Origin of the sequence: Glycomyces sp. NPDC021274 (assembly GCF_040641195.1) — a bacterium.
In the GTDB taxonomy this organism is placed as follows: Bacteria; Actinomycetota; Actinomycetes; order Mycobacteriales; family Micromonosporaceae; genus Glycomyces.
Window position 1 is genome coordinate 387852 of sequence record NZ_JBFADC010000005.1, and the last position, 16731, is coordinate 404582.

General features: G+C 69.5%; 17 protein-coding genes. 13 read left to right on the plus strand and 4 right to left on the minus strand.

What is annotated here, in order from left to right; translation table 11 throughout:
- Window positions 1–45: 45 nt before the first annotated feature.
- On the plus strand, window positions 46–780 hold the full coding sequence (locus AB0I03_RS14805) for a hypothetical protein (RefSeq protein WP_360412100.1): 735 nt from the start codon (window positions 46–48) through the stop codon (window positions 778–780).
- An 88-nt stretch (window positions 781–868) separates the two neighbouring features.
- Here the strand turns inward: AB0I03_RS14805 and AB0I03_RS14810 are convergent, their stop codons facing one another.
- A complete protein-coding gene (locus tag AB0I03_RS14810) occupies window positions 869–1576 on the minus strand; it encodes a helix-hairpin-helix domain-containing protein (RefSeq protein ID WP_360412102.1) in 708 nt (235 codons plus the stop codon).
- Window positions 1573–3027: a serine/threonine-protein kinase gene (locus AB0I03_RS14815; RefSeq protein ID WP_360412105.1), complete on the minus strand. Its 1455-nt coding sequence runs from the start codon at window positions 3025–3027 to the stop codon at window positions 1573–1575. The genes AB0I03_RS14810 and AB0I03_RS14815 overlap by 4 nt, the downstream gene beginning before the upstream one ends.
- A 442-nt stretch (window positions 3028–3469) precedes the next feature.
- Here AB0I03_RS14815 and AB0I03_RS14820 point away from each other — a divergent pair, with 442 nt between their 5' ends.
- The 4 genes from AB0I03_RS14820 to AB0I03_RS14835 all read left to right on the plus strand — a co-directional run bounded on the left by AB0I03_RS14820 (window position 3470) and on the right by AB0I03_RS14835 (window position 7854).
- Window positions 3470–4090 carry a DUF4272 domain-containing protein gene (locus AB0I03_RS14820; RefSeq protein WP_360412108.1) on the plus strand — a complete coding sequence of 207 codons (621 nt, stop codon included), beginning with the start codon at window positions 3470–3472 and terminating at the stop codon, window positions 4088–4090.
- Window positions 4091–4126: 36 nt separating this feature from the next.
- A complete protein-coding gene (locus AB0I03_RS14825) occupies window positions 4127–5224 on the plus strand; it encodes an adenosine deaminase (protein WP_360412111.1) in 1098 nt (365 codons plus the stop codon).
- Window positions 5225–5234: 10 nt separating this feature from the next.
- A complete protein-coding gene (locus tag AB0I03_RS14830) occupies window positions 5235–6473 on the plus strand; it encodes an amidohydrolase family protein (RefSeq protein ID WP_360412114.1) in 1239 nt (412 codons plus the stop codon).
- A gap of 742 nt (window positions 6474–7215) precedes the next feature.
- Entirely contained in the window at window positions 7216–7854 is a 639-nt protein-coding gene (locus AB0I03_RS14835; RefSeq protein WP_360412233.1) for a class I SAM-dependent methyltransferase, read from the plus strand.
- Between the two features lie 119 nt (window positions 7855–7973).
- Here the strand turns inward: AB0I03_RS14835 and AB0I03_RS14840 are convergent, their stop codons facing one another.
- On the minus strand, window positions 7974–8852 hold the full coding sequence (locus tag AB0I03_RS14840) for a class III extradiol ring-cleavage dioxygenase (RefSeq protein ID WP_360412117.1): 879 nt from the start codon (window positions 8850–8852) through the stop codon (window positions 7974–7976).
- A gap of 81 nt (window positions 8853–8933) precedes the next feature.
- Between AB0I03_RS14840 and AB0I03_RS14845 the strand changes: the two genes are divergently transcribed.
- The 6 genes from AB0I03_RS14845 (at window position 8934) to AB0I03_RS14870 (ending at window position 13337) form a co-directional block, all read left to right on the plus strand.
- Complete coding sequence (locus AB0I03_RS14845) at window positions 8934–9392, plus strand: MarR family transcriptional regulator (RefSeq protein ID WP_360412120.1); 459 nt, start codon at window positions 8934–8936, stop codon at window positions 9390–9392.
- A gap of 127 nt (window positions 9393–9519) precedes the next feature.
- The gene (locus tag AB0I03_RS14850) at window positions 9520–9891 is read left to right on the plus strand and encodes a hypothetical protein (RefSeq protein ID WP_360412123.1); all 372 of its coding nucleotides are present in this window, start codon (window positions 9520–9522) and stop codon (window positions 9889–9891) included.
- Between the two features lie 5 nt (window positions 9892–9896).
- Window positions 9897–11684, plus strand: coding sequence for an alpha/beta hydrolase (locus tag AB0I03_RS14855; RefSeq protein ID WP_360412126.1), 1788 nt, complete (start codon window positions 9897–9899; stop codon window positions 11682–11684).
- A 9-nt stretch (window positions 11685–11693) separates the two neighbouring features.
- Complete coding sequence (locus AB0I03_RS14860) at window positions 11694–12359, plus strand: hypothetical protein (protein ID WP_360412129.1); 666 nt, start codon at window positions 11694–11696, stop codon at window positions 12357–12359.
- Window positions 12356–12940: a hypothetical protein gene (locus tag AB0I03_RS14865; RefSeq protein ID WP_360412132.1), complete on the plus strand. Its 585-nt coding sequence runs from the start codon at window positions 12356–12358 to the stop codon at window positions 12938–12940. The genes AB0I03_RS14860 and AB0I03_RS14865 overlap by 4 nt, the downstream gene beginning before the upstream one ends.
- Window positions 12930–13337: a hypothetical protein gene (locus AB0I03_RS14870; RefSeq protein WP_360412135.1), complete on the plus strand. Its 408-nt coding sequence runs from the start codon at window positions 12930–12932 to the stop codon at window positions 13335–13337. Before AB0I03_RS14865 ends, AB0I03_RS14870 begins: the two co-directional genes overlap by 11 nt.
- A 655-nt stretch (window positions 13338–13992) precedes the next feature.
- Here the strand turns inward: AB0I03_RS14870 and wrbA are convergent.
- Complete coding sequence (gene wrbA, locus AB0I03_RS14875; protein WP_360412138.1) at window positions 13993–14610, minus strand: NAD(P)H:quinone oxidoreductase; 618 nt, start codon at window positions 14608–14610, stop codon at window positions 13993–13995.
- 437 nt (window positions 14611–15047) lie between these two features.
- Here wrbA and AB0I03_RS14880 point away from each other — a divergent pair, with 437 nt between their 5' ends.
- Both AB0I03_RS14880 and AB0I03_RS14885 read left to right on the plus strand, forming a co-directional pair.
- Window positions 15048–16367, plus strand: a complete 1320-nt coding sequence (locus AB0I03_RS14880; RefSeq protein WP_360412141.1) for a geranylgeranyl reductase family protein — start codon at window positions 15048–15050, stop codon at window positions 16365–16367.
- Window positions 16368–16371: 4 nt separating this feature from the next.
- On the plus strand, window positions 16372–16731 hold the full coding sequence (locus AB0I03_RS14885) for an NADH-quinone oxidoreductase subunit A (RefSeq protein WP_270117280.1): 360 nt from the start codon (window positions 16372–16374) through the stop codon (window positions 16729–16731).

Sequence of the window (16731 nt, forward strand, 5' to 3'; positions counted from 1 at the left end):
TAGCACCGCCCCACCCGATAGGCGGTGACCCACAGAAAGCAGCTCATGAACCTCAATTCCGAGACCCTCGGTCCCATCCGCCGCATCCTCGCCGTCGGCGGCGTCGCCCTCGCCGGCAGCATCGCCCTGACCGGCTGCGGCATCCTCGAGGACGCCGCCTCCGACAGCGCCACCGACAACGAAGTCAGCGAGGAGCAGGTCGACGCCGTCGCGGACGCCAAAGTCGGCGACTGCCTCCCCGAAGAGATGATCAGCGCCGACCCGTCCATCTTCGCGGTCGAGTGCTCCGACCCCACCGCGTTCTGGACCATCACCGCGTTCGAGGCCGACCCGGGCCTGACCGCCAACACCGACGGCTCCAGCCTCACCGACCCGCAGCCGGTCTTCGACATGTGCGGCGAGACCGTCGGCGCGCAGGTCCCCGGCGCGACCTGGACCGACTGGAGCATGATCTACGACCAGACCACCTACACGGTCGACTACATCTTCTGCGTCGAGTCCAACGGCGTCCCGAGCTCCCTGGGCACCAACCCGGTGGTCCCGGCCGCCGGCGACTGCTTCAACTCCATGGCCGCCGAGTACCAGTACGGCACGCTGCCCTGCGACTCGCCCGACGTCGACTCCACTGTGGTCGACGTGGTCGAGGTCGACCCGGCCGAGTGGATGGGCGCCGACGCCAACGCTGAAGCCCTCGCCGCCGACTGCTCCGGCGACTACACCGCCTACCTCCCCGCAGTCGACCAGTTCGGCCGCACCGCCGCCGTCTACTGCCTCGCCTGACAGCGACCGGCGCGCTCCCCGCAGCGCAGGGCGACAACGCTCGGCCCCGAGACCAGGTCTCGGGGCCTTTCGCTTGCCCGCCAACGGCTTACGGAATGAAGACGCAGTACTCGCGCAGGTGGTGCTCGAAGGTCGGGCTGAGATCGATCACGAGCATGACCTCGCCGAGGCTGCCGAACGGCCCCGACTGCGCCACCCAGTCCTGGATCTGCCGTGCACTGCGCTCGGTGACCCCCGGGAGGGTCATGAGCTCCTGCAGCGGGGCGTGGTTGAGGTCGATGAGGCCGCCGTCGTCGAACTGGCGCGGCAGGTCCGGCCGCCCGATCCCGAGCCGCTTCGCCAGCATCGGGTCCGCCTCCGCGGTGCGCCGGGCCTGCTCCCGCAGCTTCCGCGCCCGGTCCACCACCTCCGAACTGGACAGTTTCGCCACCGGCACCTCCAGTCGCGCGGGCGGCGCCCACACCGCCGAGCGGATCACGAGCAGATGCGCGGTGGCACCGAACGCGCACAAGGCCATCGACGTGGTGAAGAGCGTGAGGGCCCACGTCGGGACCGGATCCTCGGACGCGAAGATCGCGAAGCAGCCCGCGAGGACCAGCGCCGAGTGGACCACCAGCGCCCACAGCGTCAGGTTGTCGCGGCGCCTGCCGAGCGCCAGGCCGAACATGATCGGGGCGGCGTAGCCGCACGTGAGCAGGGGCGCGAACGCCCAGAGGTAGGAGCCGATCAGGGCGAGGCGGCGGTTGCGGGTCTTCGTGTCGTCGGCGGGCGGGGCGTACGGACCGAGGGCGGTCATCGAGGAGGACTCCCAGGCGAGGCGGGGGGCGGCACCGGCCACGCGGGACCCGTCGGGGACACCGCCGTAAGGCGCGGAGTGGACCAGGTCCGCAGCAGCCGTTCGGCTTCGATCGTATCGGCATCGGCCGGGCCGAGCGCCGCGGCCATCTCGTGAACCACAGTGGACAATTCGCGATGCGCCTCCGGGCCCCGGCCCAGGACGGCGAGCAGGTCGGCGGCGATGCGCCGGGACCGCAGGGTCGAGCGGGCGCGGTCGCCCTCGAGGCGGCGCTGCCGTTCGATGACCCGCGTGAGCCCGGTGAGGGCGCTGGCCGCGTTCCCAAGGGCCGCAAGGCACTGCGCGGCGCGCATTTGGCAGTGCAGGGCCAGCGCGGGGTCGGGGCTCTCGAAGTCCTTGGCGAGGGATCGGAACGCGGAGAGCGCGCCGTTGTAGTCGCCCATGCCGAAGGCCCGGTCGGCTTCGGCGATGCGCTCGCGCCGGTCCGGTGCGGCCGTGACCGCGGCCTGCGAAGCGGCGAGTGCCGCGACCCGGGCGGGGGCGAGCGGGGCCCGGAACGGCCAGGTCGGGTCGCCGCAGTCGTGGACGGGGGCGTTCGAGGCGGGCGCGGCGGCGAGGAGCGCGGCGAGGCGCAGGTGGATCTGGGCCGCGTCGGAGCCGCGTTCGGCGGGTTCCTTGGAGAGCAGGCGCGAGACGAGGCCGTCGAGTTCCGCGGGGAGGTCGGGGCGGTGGCGGCGCACGGGGTCGGGCAGTTCTTTGAGGTGGGCGGTCTGGACCTCGTAGGCGGAGCCGCGGTCGGCGAAGAGCCGTTCGCCCGTGGCCATCTCGTACAGGAGCGCGCCGAGCGCGTAGAGGTCGGCGGCGGGCCCGGCGGGCTGGGCGCGGATCTGCTCGGGGGCCATGTAGTTGAGGGTGCCGGGCTTGTCGCCGGTCATGGTGAGGCGGGAGGCGTCGGGTTCGAGGACGGCGGCGATGCCGAAGTCGACGACGTGCACGAGGCCTTCGGGGCCGACGATGATGTTGGCGGGCTTGAGGTCGCGGTGGACGACCTGCTTGGCGTGGGCGGCGGCGAGGACGGAGGCGAGTTGCGCGCCGACGGCGAGGGTCCAGTCGCCGGGGAGTGCGCCGGTCTCGTCGAGGAGGTCGCGGAGGTTGAGGCCGGGGAGGTAGGCCATGACGAGGTAGAGCTCGCCGGAGGCCTCGTCGAGTCCGGCGTCGAAGATCGCGGGGACGCCGGGGTGCTGGATCTGGGCGGTGACGCGGGCTTCGCGGCGGAAGCGGGCGGCGGCCTCGTGCCGCTGGGGGCCGTCGAGGAGGTCGGGTTTGACGACTTTGACGGCGACCTCGCGTTCGAGGTGGAGGTCGAGGCCCTGCCAGACGCGGCCCATGCCGCCGGCGCCCACGGGCCGGACGAGGCGGTACCGCTCGCCGAAGACCTGGGGAGTGCTCACGGTACAAGCATGCCCGGCGCGGCGGGGAAGGCGAAGGCCGGACCCTCGGGGAGGAGGGAGTCCGGCCTTCGGGCCCGGAGGGCCTGCCATCTAGACGCCGTCCGATGTGACCGGAGTTGCCCGTGCTTTCGCCCGATCCTGGCGAACCCGTCCGTTCATCGTCGAACGGGTGTCGAACGGGCGTGGTTACCGATGCGTTCACTTCGCCCCGGGGGACACTTGCGACTCACGCGCGGTAGGAGTGAAACACCTGCGTAATACGTAGATAGAAGGTTAAAGATTTCCTCTGCCCGCGTTGACTCCGGCGTGTGGTGGACGCTACAGTTCTTCACAATCACCCTTCCTAGTGAACGCGCATTCACCCCTCCGGTGAACCCCAAAAGTGGTAGGGAGCCCTATGCCGACGGCGATCTCAGACCAGCGAAGCGTTCGACTGCGCACAGTGGACGGACTCAGCGCGCTCGGCATACCGGCGCCCCCCGCCCAGTTCCCCCTCCCGTTCCCCGCCGGCCAGCTCCCGCGCCTGCGCCCCCGCGGCCACGTCGAGGCCCGCGCCGCGATCCTCAACATCGTCCAGGCCCGCGTCTTCGACATGCCCGAGGAACTGGCGATGCGCTGGCTCCTGGACGCGCACGTCCTCGACCACCTCTCCCCGGACGAATGGGGCTTCATCGCCTGCGGCCGCGGCGAACGCGAGCGCTACGCCGACCAGCTCGAGAGCCTCTACACCGTCTCGTGGCTGCTCGGCCTCGTCGACCACCTCGACCCGGCCGTGCCGTGCAGCGAAGAGCTCCCCGAGCTGCTGCCGGACCTGCGCCGGCCCGAGTCCTTCGGGGCCTGGCGCGACCGCCAGCTCACGCCCACGCGCGACCCCGCGGTGATCGCCGAGATGCTCGACCTCTACTACTGCCTCGACTGGGTCTGCGACCAGGCCCGCCGCGCCGGGCAGGCCCCGCCGCGCGGCGTCGACGACAACCTGGTCTGGCACCGCCGGTGGGCGCTCGAATGGGCCGTGGTCTTCGCCGACGAGCGGCCCGTCCACTGGGACGAAGTGCGGCTGTGAGGCAGGCCCGCGAAAGCGGCTGACTATATTCATGGGATGAATCCCAAGCCACTTGCAGTCGACGCCATCCGCAAGGCCCCCAAAGCCGTGCTCCACGAGCACCTCGACGGCGGCCTGCGCCCCCAGACGATCATCGAGATCGCCGACGAGATCGGCCACCCCCTGCCCGCGAGCGAACCCGAGGCCCTGAAGAACTGGTTCTTCGAGGCCGCCGACTCCGGCACCCTCGAGCGCTACCTCGAGACCTTCGCGCACACCGTCGCCGTCATGCAGCGCGCCGAGGACTGCTTCCGCGTCGCCTCCGAAGCGGCCCAGGACCTCGCCGCCGACGGCGTCGTCTACGCCGAACTCCGGTACGCCCCCGAGCAGCAGCTCCTCGCCGGCCTCAGTCTCGAAGAAGTCGTCGAGGCCACCCTCGCCGGGTTCGAGGAGGGCCAGCGCCTCGCCGCCGCCGCGGGCAGCCCCATCACCGTGCGCACCCTCCTGTGCGGCATGCGCCACGCCGACCGCACCAAGGAGATCGCCGAACTCGCGGTCGCCTACCGCGACAAGGGCGTCGTCGGGTTCGACATCGCCGGCGGCGAGATCGGCAACCCCGCAGAGCGCCACGTCGACGCCTTCGACTACCTGCGCCGCGAGAACATGCCGTTCACGATCCACGCCGGCGAGTCCTGCGGCCCCGAGTCGATCTGGGGCGCGGTCGCCGTGTGCGGCGCCAACCGCATCGGCCACGGCGTGCAGCTCATCAAGGACATCGACCTGACCGGGGACGAGGCGAAGCTCTCCGACCTCGCGCACTACATCCGCGACCGCCGGATCGCGCTCGAGGTCGCGCCGTCCTCGAACCTCCAGACCGAGGGGGCCGAATCGATCGAGACGCACCCGATCAAGGCCCTCTACGACCTGGGCTTCCGCGTCACCGTGAACAACGACAACCGCCTCCAGAGCCGCACCAGCGTCTCCCGCGAGTTCCAGATCCTCTCCGAGACGTTCGGCTGGGGCTGGGCCGAGGTCAAGCGCTGCACGGAGAACGCGATGAAGGCCTCGTTCCTGCACCACCCGGAGCGCCGCCGGATCATCGAGGAGGTCATCCGCCCCGCGTACGCCGCGCTGGAGTCCACTGGGGCTGAGTAAGCTCGGTTCCATGCACGTATACACCGCCCCTGTCGTCGTCCCCATTGCGGACCAGCCGATTCGCGAGGGCGCGGTCGGGGTCGACGACGGGCGGATCGCCTACGTCGGCCCCGCCGCCGACGCCCCCGAAGCCGAAGCGACCACCGCCTTCGACGGCGTGCTCACCCCCGGGCTCGTCAACGCCCACACCCACCTGTGCTACTCCGCGTTCGCCGACATGTACGGCAACGAGAAGGAGTTCTTCGAGTGGATCCAGGACTTCGCGCGCCGCAACCCCACGACCGCCGATGAGGCCTGGAAGGCCTCCGTGCAGCTCGGCATCGACGAATCGCTCGGCCACGGGGTCACAGCGGTGGCCGACATCGTCACGCCCGCAGCCGGTTTCGAGCCGCTCTTCGCCTCCGACCTCGCGGGCGTCGCCTACTGGGAGGCGTGCTTCATCGACGGCGCCGCCTGGGAGGTCCGCCGCAGCGCCTGGCGCGAGATCGTGACCGACAGCCGCGCCGTCAACAACTCCGACGTGGCCGTGGGCATCAGCCCGCACACGCTGTACACGCTGGGCACCGAGGTCGGCAAGAGCCTCGCGGAGCTCGCGCGCACGCTCGACATCCGCCTCCACCCGCACCTGGCGGAGACCATGCACGAGGACATGTTCGTGCGCCGCGGCTCCGGCCCGTTCGCGTTCATGAACCGCCGCGCCGGGCTCGCCCTCGAGATCGCGGACGGCGGCACCGGGCTCTCCCCGGCCGCCCACATGGAGAAGGTCGGCTGGCTCGGCCCCGATTCGCATGTGGCGCACGGCGTCCACCTCGACAAGTCCGACCGCGAGCTGCTGCGCAACCTCGGCACCGCCGTCGCGCTCTGCGCCCGCTCGAACGCCCGCCTCGAAGCCGGCGAGCCGCCCGTCGCGTCCTACCGCGCCGAAGGCAACACCGTCGCGATCGGCACCGACTCGCGCGCGTCCAGCCCCGACCTCGACGTCGCCGCCGAATGGCCCCTGCTGCGCAAGCTCGCGCTGGCCCAGGGCGACGGCGGCGAAGGCCTCAACGAGTGGCTGGTCCGGGCCGCCACCGAGGGCGGCGCGAAGGCCCTCGGCCGCGACGACATCGGTGCGATCAAGGTGGGCAACCGCGCCGACCTCGCGGTCTTCGACGTCGACACCGAAGGCGACCCGTACGCGGCCCTCGTCAACGGCGCGGCCGGCCACTGCACCGCCACGGTGCTCAAAGGCAGTCTCATCCAGCGGTAGACCGTGAATAACGCTTCGATCTCGTCACTTGCCGATCGGCCCCGCACCGGCGATGCTGAATAGGGCCTGAACGCAGGCTGAACGACTTCCTTCACCGGAGAGGTCCGCCTCTCTGTGTATCCCCTGGAGAAGGCGGGGCGCGCATGCGCGCCCCGCCGTTTTTGCGCCCGCCTCTCGGAGCTGGACACCGGCCCGCAAAACGGTGGATCCAGCGGTTATCCGACGAAGGCATACGAGTGCGTCGCTCCCTATGGCAACCGGCACGCGATTGCTATCGGAAGGGTTACACGGGATAACGGTTCGGTTTCATAGATCGACATCACAGCTTCCATGCGTCAATGTGGTCGTGTAGCGCAGACCGCACTCGGGGGATCTCTCAGCGTCATCCCAGCCGGGATCGACACCGGTCCGCGCTCCTTGAGAACCGAACGCGACAAGGAGGCGCCATGCACCGCTCACTCGAGCATCACGCATCGCCTTCCGGTGCGCCCCAGGCGTTCCCGTCGTCGCGATCCGAGGTTCACCCGCCAGCCTTCCTCCAGGGCGAGCGAGCGGCTCCCTGCTCCCTCAGGGCCGCCCGCGCCGCGTTACCCCGCGCGCGTCCGATATAACCCCTTGATCCGCCGGGGCCCACACCGACAGGGCTCCGGCGGATTTTCCGTTTCCCGTGTGCAAGGCTGTGCGAGTGATCGAGGCGAACGAAGCGAATACCCCGCGTAAAGAACCCGGCCGCATCGCGGCGATGTTCGACCGGGTCGCGCCGGGCTACGACCGCACCAACACCGTGATGGTCGCCGGGCAGGACAAGCGGTGGCGCAAGGCGACCCGCGAGGCGCTGAGCCTCCAGCCGGGCGAGCGCTGCCTCGACCTCGGCGCGGGCACCGGCGTCTCCACGGCCGAGCTCGCGAAGTCGGGCGCGGACGTCGTCGGCGTCGACTTCTCCCTCGAGATGCTCAAGCACCACAAGGACCGCCAGGTGCCGCTGGTGAACGCCGACGCGCTGCGCCTGCCGTTCGCCGACGACGCGTTCAACGCCGTCACCGGCTCCTTCTTCATCCGCAACGTCGTCGACCTCGACGCCTGCCTCACCGAGATCCGCCGCGTCCTCGCCCCCGGCGGCCGCATGGTCCTGTGCGAGGTCTCCCGGCCGGTCTGGAAGCCCTACCGCAAGGCCCACGGCGTGTTCGTCAAGCACGTGCTGCCGAAGGTCGCCTCCCGCGTCGCCTCCGACCCGGAGGCGTACCAGTACCTCTCCGACACGACCATGGCCTGGCCCGACCAGGCCGAGTTCGCCGACCGCATCGTCAAGGCCGGCTTCCGGAAGGTCGCCTGGCGCAACCTCGCCGGCGGCGCGGTCGCCATGCACCGCGGCTTCAAGTAAGCAGAGGCATAGGTGCGCCGTCCGGCCGCAAGGTGGGTGCGGCGCGGACGGCGCGTGCGGGCCGGGATTTGACGATCACCTGCCCGCGGCTTTCGAGCCCGCCCCGTGGTCGGGCCCGCTCAGTTGAGTTGGAACGAGCGCTTCGAGAGCCCCATCCAGTACCCGTCGATCACGGTGGTCGCGGCCTGCTCCTGCTCGCTCGCGGCCCCGTAGGTCACGAACAGCGGCACGTAGTGGTCCACCGTCGGGTGCGCGTACGGCATCCCCGGCGCCTGCGAGCGGTAGCGCGCCAGCTCCTCGATGTCCCCGCGCGCCAAGGCCTCCCCGGCCCATTCGTCGAAGTCGGCCGACCAGCCCGGCACGATCTCGGGGCGGCGGAAGTCGAGGAACGGCAGGCCGTGGGTCATGAACCCCGACCCGACCACCAGGTAGCCCTCCTCGCGCAGCGGCCGCAGCCGCGCCCCGATCGCCATGAGGCGGTCCGGGTCGTGCGTGGGGATCGACATCTGCAGCACCGGCACGTCCGCGTCCGGGTACATGACCTTGAGCGGCACCCACGCGCCGTGGTCGAGGCCGCGGCTCGCGTGCTGGTGCAGCGGTTCCGTGTCGGGCATGGCCGCGGCGACCCGGCGGGCCATCGCGGTCGCGTCCGGCGTCGCGTACCGCATCTGGAAGTACCGCTCGGGGAAGCCCCCGAAGTCGTACACGAGCGGGGTCCCGGCCGCGGGGCTCGAGATCATGAGCGGCGCGGCCTCCCAGTGGGCCGAGACGATGAGGATGCCCTTGGGCCGCGGCAGGCCCTGCGCCCAGTCGAAGAGCTCGCCCATCCACGCGGCCTCGTCGAACAGCGGTGGCGCGCCGTGGCTCAGGTACAGCGCCGGGAGGGGCCCGTCCTCGGGCGCCCAGTCGCGGCGCTCGGCGGCGGCGGGCGCGGCGTCCGCGAGGAACGCGTCGAACGCGGCGCCGGGCCGACCAGCGCTCATCTCTCGCCTCGCCATCGACACTCCTGAATCGTTGAACCTTCAACGAATCTAGCGCGGGATCCTTGATGTATCAAGTAGTCCAGTTAAGCTTGTTGCATGAGTGATGAAGCGCCTTGGCTCGACGAAGCGGAGATGACGACCTGGCTGGCGTTCATCCGCGTGGTCATGCGGCTCCCGAGCGCCCTCGACGGACAGGTCAGGAACGACGCCGACATCAGCTACTTCGAGTACAGCGTGCTCGTGGTGCTCGAGCACGCCGAAGACCAGACGATGCGCATGAGCGACCTCGCCTTCCTCTGCAACGGCTCGCTCTCCCGCCTCTCGCATGTGGCCCGGCGCCTCGAGAACGACGGCCTCATCCGGCGCTACGCCTGCCCCACCGACGGCCGCTCGACCCTCGCCGCCCTCACCGACCGCGGACGCGAAAAGCTCGCCCAGGCGGCCCCCGGCCACGTGAAACTGGTGCGCGCCTTCGTCTTCGACGAACTCACCCGCGACGAGATGCGCCAACTCGGCGAACTGTCCGAACGCATCCTCGCCCGCATCCAGGCCTGACACGCCGTTTCACGGCCGGTCCGTGTTGCCTCCGCTCGTTATAGTGAGCGAAAGATTCGTTCCTATACCCCGAGGACTCGAACCATGCCCCCTGCCTCCCAGGTCACCCCCTACCCGAAGGCCGCCCATGGCCGGCGCTGACGTCTTCGCCATGGACCCCGACGAGGTCCGCAAATCCGTCGAGATCCTCTTCGAGATCGAAGCCGAAGTCGACACCCAGGCGATCGCCATCGCCACCGCCACCACCGAAGCCGCCGGCCCCCTCAAGGAGGCCGCCACCGCACTCGGCCCCGCCCTCGAAGCGGCCGGCGAATGGTGGCAGATCCACCGCGCCGGCGGATTCCGCGGACTCGTCGGCAACACCGGCGAATACCTCGCCGTCTGCGCCGAGGAAGCCGTCGAGGTCGACGACTACAACGCCGGCACCTTCGCGTCCGTCGCCGGCGACCGCTACCCCGAGCGTCCCAACGCGAACGCCTCCTCCCGGCCCGACTGGTAGCGCCCATGAGCGAAATGACCTGGGAGCACCTGCGCGACCTCGACTGCACCGCCGTCCGCACCCTCGGCGAATCCTGGAAGACCTACGTCGACCAGCAGCTCGCCCACACCGAGCGCCTCCGCACCGACGTCATCGAGGGCCACCTCAGCGCCGAGCACTACGAGTCCGACACCGCCACCCAGGTGCGCGAGCAGATCGGCATGACCGCCGACCGCTACGAGGACGACCTCTCCGACTACGCCGGCACCCGCATCGCCACCACCCTCCTCGAAGCCGCCGACGCGTTCGAGAAGGAGCAGAACGAGCTCAAGGAGCTCATCCCGCTCATCGAGCAGCACGACTTCGCGATCGAAGGCCCCCACAGCGAATACGACGTCAACCTCTCCGGCGGCCTCCACCGGGCGATCCTCAGCCTGGACCCGCCGCAGTGGCTCTGCGACAAGTGCGGCGTCAAGAAACCCGACGGCTTCTGGGACATCGACACCCTCAAAGTCCTCTTCGACAGCGTCGACCTCTACGGCACCGCCATCGGCCTCGCCGGGCAGTACCAGGACTGGCTCCGCGCCGTCATGTCCCGCGCCCACGACGCCGACGACGAGGCCGCCGCCGCCCTCGCCGAGATGCGCGAGAACCCCACCGAACTCCCGCCCCACCTCGGCGCGACCTACGACGACCTCGTCGACGACTACAAGGAAGGCGTCACCGAAGAAGTCGCCGACGAAGCCGAGGCCATCGCCGAAGGCACCTCAGGCATGTCGCCCGAACAGGTCAACCAGTGGTGGCAGCACCTCAGCGAATCCGAGCGCCAAGCCCTCATCGCAGAGCACCCCGAATGGGTCGGCCCCGTCGACGGCATCCCCACGGCGTCCCGGGACACCGCCAACCGCACCCTCCTCGACAACGACATCGACGGACTCGACAGCCGGATCGCCGCCAAAGAGCAGGCGCTCCAAGGCATGGACCCCGAATCCGACGAGTACGAACAGGCCAAGCAGGAGCTCGACGACCTCAAAGGCGACCGCAGCGACCTCGCCAACCTCCAGGACCGCATCACCAACGACGACGGCACCCCCGCCCTCGCCGAAGGACCCGAACCGCAGCAGCCCTACTACCTGCTCGGCTTCGGCACCCAGGACAGCGGCCGCGCGATCGTCTCGATCGGCAACCCCGACACCGCCGACAACGTCAACACGTTCGTCCCCGGCACCACCGCGAACCTCGGCGGCGCCCCCGGCATCCTCAACCGCACCGAGACCATGCAGAGCGACGCGCAGCTCGCCTCACCCGGATCCTCGAACGCCACGGTCATGTGGCTCGGCTACGACGCCCCCGACACGATCGTCCCCGAGGCCGCGCAGGAACGATGGGCCGACGGCGCGAGCGAAGACCTCGAGAACTTCACCCAGGGCCTCAGCGCCACCGGCCAGGAGCACACCAACCACACGCTCACCGGCCACTCCTACGGCACCACCGTGATCGGCCACGCCGCCACCAAGGACGGCGTCGACGCGGACAACATCGTCTTCGTCGCCTCCCCGGGCGTCGGCACCGACACCGCCAGCGCCCTCGGCGTCGACGAGGACAACGTCTGGGCGACAAGGAACTCGCTCGACCCGATCCATCTCTCGCCGGACTTCCTCCACGGCGCCGACCCCACGGGCGACGACTTCGGCGGCAACGCGTACCACAGCGACACCGGCGCCTGGAACGCCAACAACCACAGCACGTACTGGGACGACACCAACATGGCCGGACGCGAGACCCTCGCCGACATCGCCACCGGTCAGCGATGACCCGACCGCATGTCGCGCCGACCCCGACCCGGCCCGCCGTGGCGCCGCGCCCTCGCAGCGCTCGCCGCCCTGCCGCCGGTCCGCTCGATCGTGGAGAACCTCATGGACAACCCGCCTGAACCGCAGTACACGCAGGCCGAGGCCTACGCGCCCATGGAGGCCGCGGCCGCGGACGCCGTCGCCGTGCTCCCGGACTTCCCGGGTTTCAAGGAGCGCATCTGGGGGGAGCTGCCCGCGACCCGCAACGGCATCGACGTGCAGGGGTTCACGATCGTCGAGATCACCTACGTCTTCTCACTCCCGGACTCCGGCACACCGCTGGTCCGCGAGACCTACCTCGACGTGCTCCGCGAGCACTGGACCGCCTTGGGCTACACGATCACCCGCGACGCCGTGAAGGAGAAGCCCGACCGCATCGACCGCAGCCTGGTCGCGATCAGGCCCGACGGCATCGCCCTCTGGTACTGGGCGTCCGGCTACACCGTGCTGCGGGTGCAGTCCGGCCCGGTGACGGCCAGCGAGCCCGGGACCATCGAGTACGTCCCGCCCACCGGCGGCGTGCGAGCGGGCGGCCGGTACGACAAGGTCGGCAAGTACTTCCCCGAAGGCATCCCCGTCGACCGCGACGCGGTGGACCCGTTCGACTCGCCCGATTCGTACGAGGACTCGCTGTGACCCGAGCGAGAGCGGCCGGGCTCGCCGCGGCGGCACTCGCACTCGGCACGGGCACTGCCGCTTGCACTGGGCCGCAGGTGAACGAGGAGTTCAACGACACCGAGGCACTGGCCGCGATGGAAGGGTTCGTCGCGGACTCGATCGCCGAGCTGGAGGACTTCCCCGGGTTCCAGTCGCGGACAGTCGACCTCGAGCAGTGCCTGCACGGCGTGGACCGCAACGAGGTGCTCGACGGACACGACACCGTCTACCTGCAATACGTCTTCCCCGAAGCGAGCTGGGAGGACCCGCTCGTGCGAGAGACGTACCCGGAGGCGCTGGCCGAGTTCTGGAAGGCGGAGGGCCACGAGGTCGAGGTCGACCGCGACGACACGGGCGCCGTCTCGCATGTGAGGGCCGTCCGCGATGACGGCATCGGCCTCAACTACGTGGTCTGGGGCCAGGTCGCCATCGAGGTCTCGCTCGGCGGCGGACCGGAGTGCGTCGAGGCGGACCCCGACTTCTCGGCCCCCGAACCGCTCGGAGGCGTGCAGCCCGATCACGACAGCGTTCCGGAAGGCGGACAAGCCAATGGCGGATGACATGCGGCCGTCAGAGCCTGCACCGCGACGGGTGCCGTGGACCGCGATCGTCGCGGGCATCATTCCTCCGCTCTATTGCTTCGTCGTCGCCGGGCTGCTGATCTCCATGGGAGAGGTCCAGGACTTCGGCGACATGGCCGAAGTCGGCAGGCCGCTCCTGGTGATCGGCGCCGTCGAACTCGTGTTCTCACTGGGCGTCTGGTTCGGGTCGCGGTTCCTGTGGTGGGCCGCGGTAGTCGGTCACGGCATGGTCATCCCAGTGCTGATCTTCGCCCAGGCCGTGGATCTGGGAGCAGTGTGGGTGTATGCGGCGTGCATGGTCGTTCCAGCGGTCTTGACGCTGCCGTTCCTTCTGCTGCCGCAGTCCCAACGCTGGTGCCGAGTCGGCACGCACTGATTGCGGGAGGCGGTGAGCAGGCATTGCCGGTGTCGCGCTGGCGGGTGTTGCTCAAATCGCGGTTGCCTCCGTGTGAGGCATCGCCTTCCCGTGAGGGTGATCCTGACGGGGATCGTCCACCCAGTCACGGCCCATCGGGGGCGCGGACAGCTGCGGGCGATAGCACTGGGATGAGATCTGGAATCCCCGGTGGGGGCTGAGTGCCTCGAAACAAGTCGGTTTGCCGGTTCAGCCAGAGGCTTGTCGTAGTCTGCTTGCACCTACCCGGCACCTGTACGAATTTCCTGTCCCTGTACGTGCCTCAATTGTCTCCGAAACAGACCCACGCCGTCATCACCCACAGGTGTACAAGACCCTCACATTCCACCCCGGAACCACTGCGCTGCAAGGAAAGTCGCTCCACAGCCCCCGCGCTCGGGTGTGTCGCGGCCCGCTCCCGAATCGAACCCGCAGCCCCGCCACCCGACCCCACCCCACGCCCACCCCTCCGTCGCTGACCGCCTGAACCCCGACCAAAGACCGACCGCAAGGGAGCACGACAAAGCGCCCGCTGGATCCTCCCGATACCTAGGAGGCCCGAACGGGCGCTTCAGAGTCGTGCGTCGTGCGTCGCGTGTCGCGTGTCGCGTGTCGCGTGTCGTGCGCTCGCTACCGCTTAAGCGGCAAGAGCGGCGCGGCCGGCCTTGAGGGCTGCGGCGGTCTCGACGACGCGCTCGGCCTGGGCGGCCGCGGCGGTGATGGTCGTCTCGTCGACGGGCTCGGAGCCGTAGTGCGAGACGCCGTACGGCGAGGCGTTCGCGAAGAGGGCCTCGTTGGTGTAGCCGGGGGCCACCACGATGCCGCCGAAGTGGTGGAAGGAGTTGTACAGCGCCAGGATCGTGGACTCGTTGCCGCCGTGCTTGCCGGAGGTCGCGGCGAAGCCGGAGTAGACCTTGTTGGCGAGCTTGCCCTGGAACCAGAGGCCGCCAAGGGTGTCGAGGAACTGCTTGGCCTGCGAGGCGATGTTGCCGAAGCGGGTCGGGGAGCCGACGATGACGGCGTCCGCCCAGTCGACGTCGTCCGGGGTGACCTCGGGGATGTCGGCGGTGGCCTGCACGTTGGCGGCCCAGGCCGGGTTCGAGTCGATCGCGGCCTGCGGGGCCAGCTCTGCGACGCGGCGCAGGCGCACTTCGGCGCCGGCCTTCTCCGCGGCGGAGGCGATCTGGCGAGCCAGCGCGGTGACGTTGCCGGTGGCCGAGTAGTAGATAACGGAGACCTTGACAGGCTCGGACATATTTCTACCTCTTCCAGGAGAACGAACTAAGTAGTTCAGATTTGAATTACCCATCGACCATACGGGTCCCGGCCGGAAGTTTCAAATTTGAACGATGTGTCGCTGGCCACGTTGCCTGAGCATCCGGAGGCCTCCAGGGGAACCCACCCCCCGCTTGTTACGAGAGTGTTTCAAGCGGTCGCATGTGACAAGGGTGGCCGACTGTCGGCTTTATCACTGCCCGGTCATAGCCCACCCCAGCCGCTCGCTTCGCTTGCGCAACTCTGGTTCAGGCACGTCTGTATGCATCGTGACCTCGAATAATGACTACTTAGGCGGACCTAAGTGACAGGGCGTGGATAGCGGAGTTCTAGACTTGCGGCAAACGCTTGTGAAGAGCTTCACAAGCAGCATGGTCGTTACAAGGATCACCGCCCCGTTCGCCTGAGAGGACGCCCGTGACCACTCACGCAACCCCCGAGGCCGACGTCATCGTCGTCGGCGCGGGACCTGGTGGTTCGGCCGCGGCCTACCACCTGGCCTCCCGGGGGCTCGACGTTCTGCTGCTGGAGAAGACCCATTTCCCGCGCGAGAAGGTCTGCGGCGACGGCCTCACCCCCCGCGCCGTCGCGCAGCTGCTCAAGATGGGCGTCGACACCTCCGAGTCCGCCGGTTGGATCCGCAACCGCGGCCTCCGCGTCGTCGCCGACGACATCGCCATCGAGCTCGACTGGCCCGTCCTCGAGCACTTCCCGAACTACGGCCTCACCCGCACCCGCCTCGACTTCGACCAGATCCTCGCCGACCGCGCCGTCGCCGCCGGGGCGAAACTCCTGTGCGGCGTCAAGGTCACCGCGCCGGTCTTCGACCTCGCCGGGCGCGTCTGCGGCGTCACCGCGGTCAAGGACGGCGAGCAGGTCGCCTACCGCGCGCCGCTCGTCATCGCCGCCGACGGCGTCTCCGGCCGGCTCGCACTCGCCTTGGGCCTCAAGCGGAACGAGAAGCGCCCCATGGGCGTTGCGGTCCGCCAGTACTACCAGTCCCCGGCCAAGCACGACGACGACTACCTCGAGTCCTGGCTCGCGCTGCGCACCGCCGCCGAGCCGGACGTGCTGCAGCCGGGTTACGGCTGGATCTTCGGCCTCGGCGACGGCCGCGTGAACGTCGGCCTCGGGGTGCTCAACTCCTCCGAGGGCTACGGCAAGACCGACTACCGTGCGCTGCTGCGCGACTGGCTCGCCAACACTCCCGAGGAGTGGGGCCTGGCCGACGAGGCGAACGCCGACGGGCCCGTGCGCGGGGCCGCGCTTCCCATGGGCTTCAACCGGACCCCGCACTACAGCCGCGGCCTCATGCTCGTGGGCGACTCCGGCGGCATGGTCAACCCCTTCAACGGCGAGGGCATCGCCTACGCCGTCGAGGCCGGCGAGGTCGCCGCCTCTGTTGTCGCCCAAGCGCTCAAGGCCCGCTCGGTGCCGCGCCGCGAAGCGATCCTGCGGACCTACGCCGACCGGATGGACGACCTCTGGGGCTCGTACTACCGCATGGGCGGCATCTTCTCGACCCTCATCGGCAAGCCCGCCGTGATGAAGCTGTGCACCGAGCACGGCCTGAAGCGTCCCGCGCTCATGCGCGTCGTGTTGAAACTGCTGGCGAACCTCACCGACCGACCCGGGCGCGACACCGCCGACCGGATCGTCAACGGCATGCGGATCGTCACCCCGACTCTCGGCAGTACACAAGTCCGGCTCGCAAGCTTCGCCGGAAGAAGGGTCTGAGAACGTGGAAGTCTATGTGCCCGTAGTGATCATGTTCGCGATCGGCGCCGGTTTCGGCATCGTCTCGGTGGTCGCCTCGCGCATCACCGGCCCGCACCGGAAGAACCGCGCCAAGTACGACCCTTACGAATGCGGCATCGAGCCGGCCCCCACGACCTCGGGGCCCACGAAGTTCCCGGTGAAGTTCTACCTCACCGCGATGCTGTTCATCGTCTTCGACATCGAGATCATCTTCCTCGTGCCGTGGGCGGTCCACCACGACGTCCTCGGGATCTTCGGGTTCTGGGCCGTCTTCATGTTCATCGCCGCGCTGTTCGTCGCCTACGCCTATGAATGGCGCCGCGGCGGACTGGACTGGGACTGA

Coding starts and splice junctions, on each gene's coding strand:
- AB0I03_RS14805 (WP_360412100.1), top strand. CDS start 46: ATGAACCTCAATTCCGAGACCCTCGGTCCCATCCGCCGCATCCTCGCC.
- AB0I03_RS14810 (WP_360412102.1), bottom strand. CDS start 1,576: ATGACCGCCCTCGGTCCGTACGCCCCGCCCGCCGACGACACGAAGACC.
- AB0I03_RS14825 (WP_360412111.1), top strand. CDS start 4,127: ATGAATCCCAAGCCACTTGCAGTCGACGCCATCCGCAAGGCCCCCAAA.
- AB0I03_RS14830 (WP_360412114.1), top strand. CDS start 5,235: ATGCACGTATACACCGCCCCTGTCGTCGTCCCCATTGCGGACCAGCCG.
- AB0I03_RS14835 (WP_360412233.1), top strand. CDS start 7,216: ATGTTCGACCGGGTCGCGCCGGGCTACGACCGCACCAACACCGTGATG.
- AB0I03_RS14840 (WP_360412117.1), bottom strand. CDS start 8,852: ATGGCGAGGCGAGAGATGAGCGCTGGTCGGCCCGGCGCCGCGTTCGAC.
- AB0I03_RS14845 (WP_360412120.1), top strand. CDS start 8,934: ATGAGTGATGAAGCGCCTTGGCTCGACGAAGCGGAGATGACGACCTGG.
- AB0I03_RS14850 (WP_360412123.1), top strand. CDS start 9,520: ATGGCCGGCGCTGACGTCTTCGCCATGGACCCCGACGAGGTCCGCAAA.
- AB0I03_RS14855 (WP_360412126.1), top strand. CDS start 9,897: ATGAGCGAAATGACCTGGGAGCACCTGCGCGACCTCGACTGCACCGCC.
- AB0I03_RS14860 (WP_360412129.1), top strand. CDS start 11,694: ATGTCGCGCCGACCCCGACCCGGCCCGCCGTGGCGCCGCGCCCTCGCA.
- AB0I03_RS14870 (WP_360412135.1), top strand. CDS start 12,930: ATGGCGGATGACATGCGGCCGTCAGAGCCTGCACCGCGACGGGTGCCG.
- wrbA (WP_360412138.1), bottom strand. CDS start 14,610: ATGTCCGAGCCTGTCAAGGTCTCCGTTATCTACTACTCGGCCACCGGC.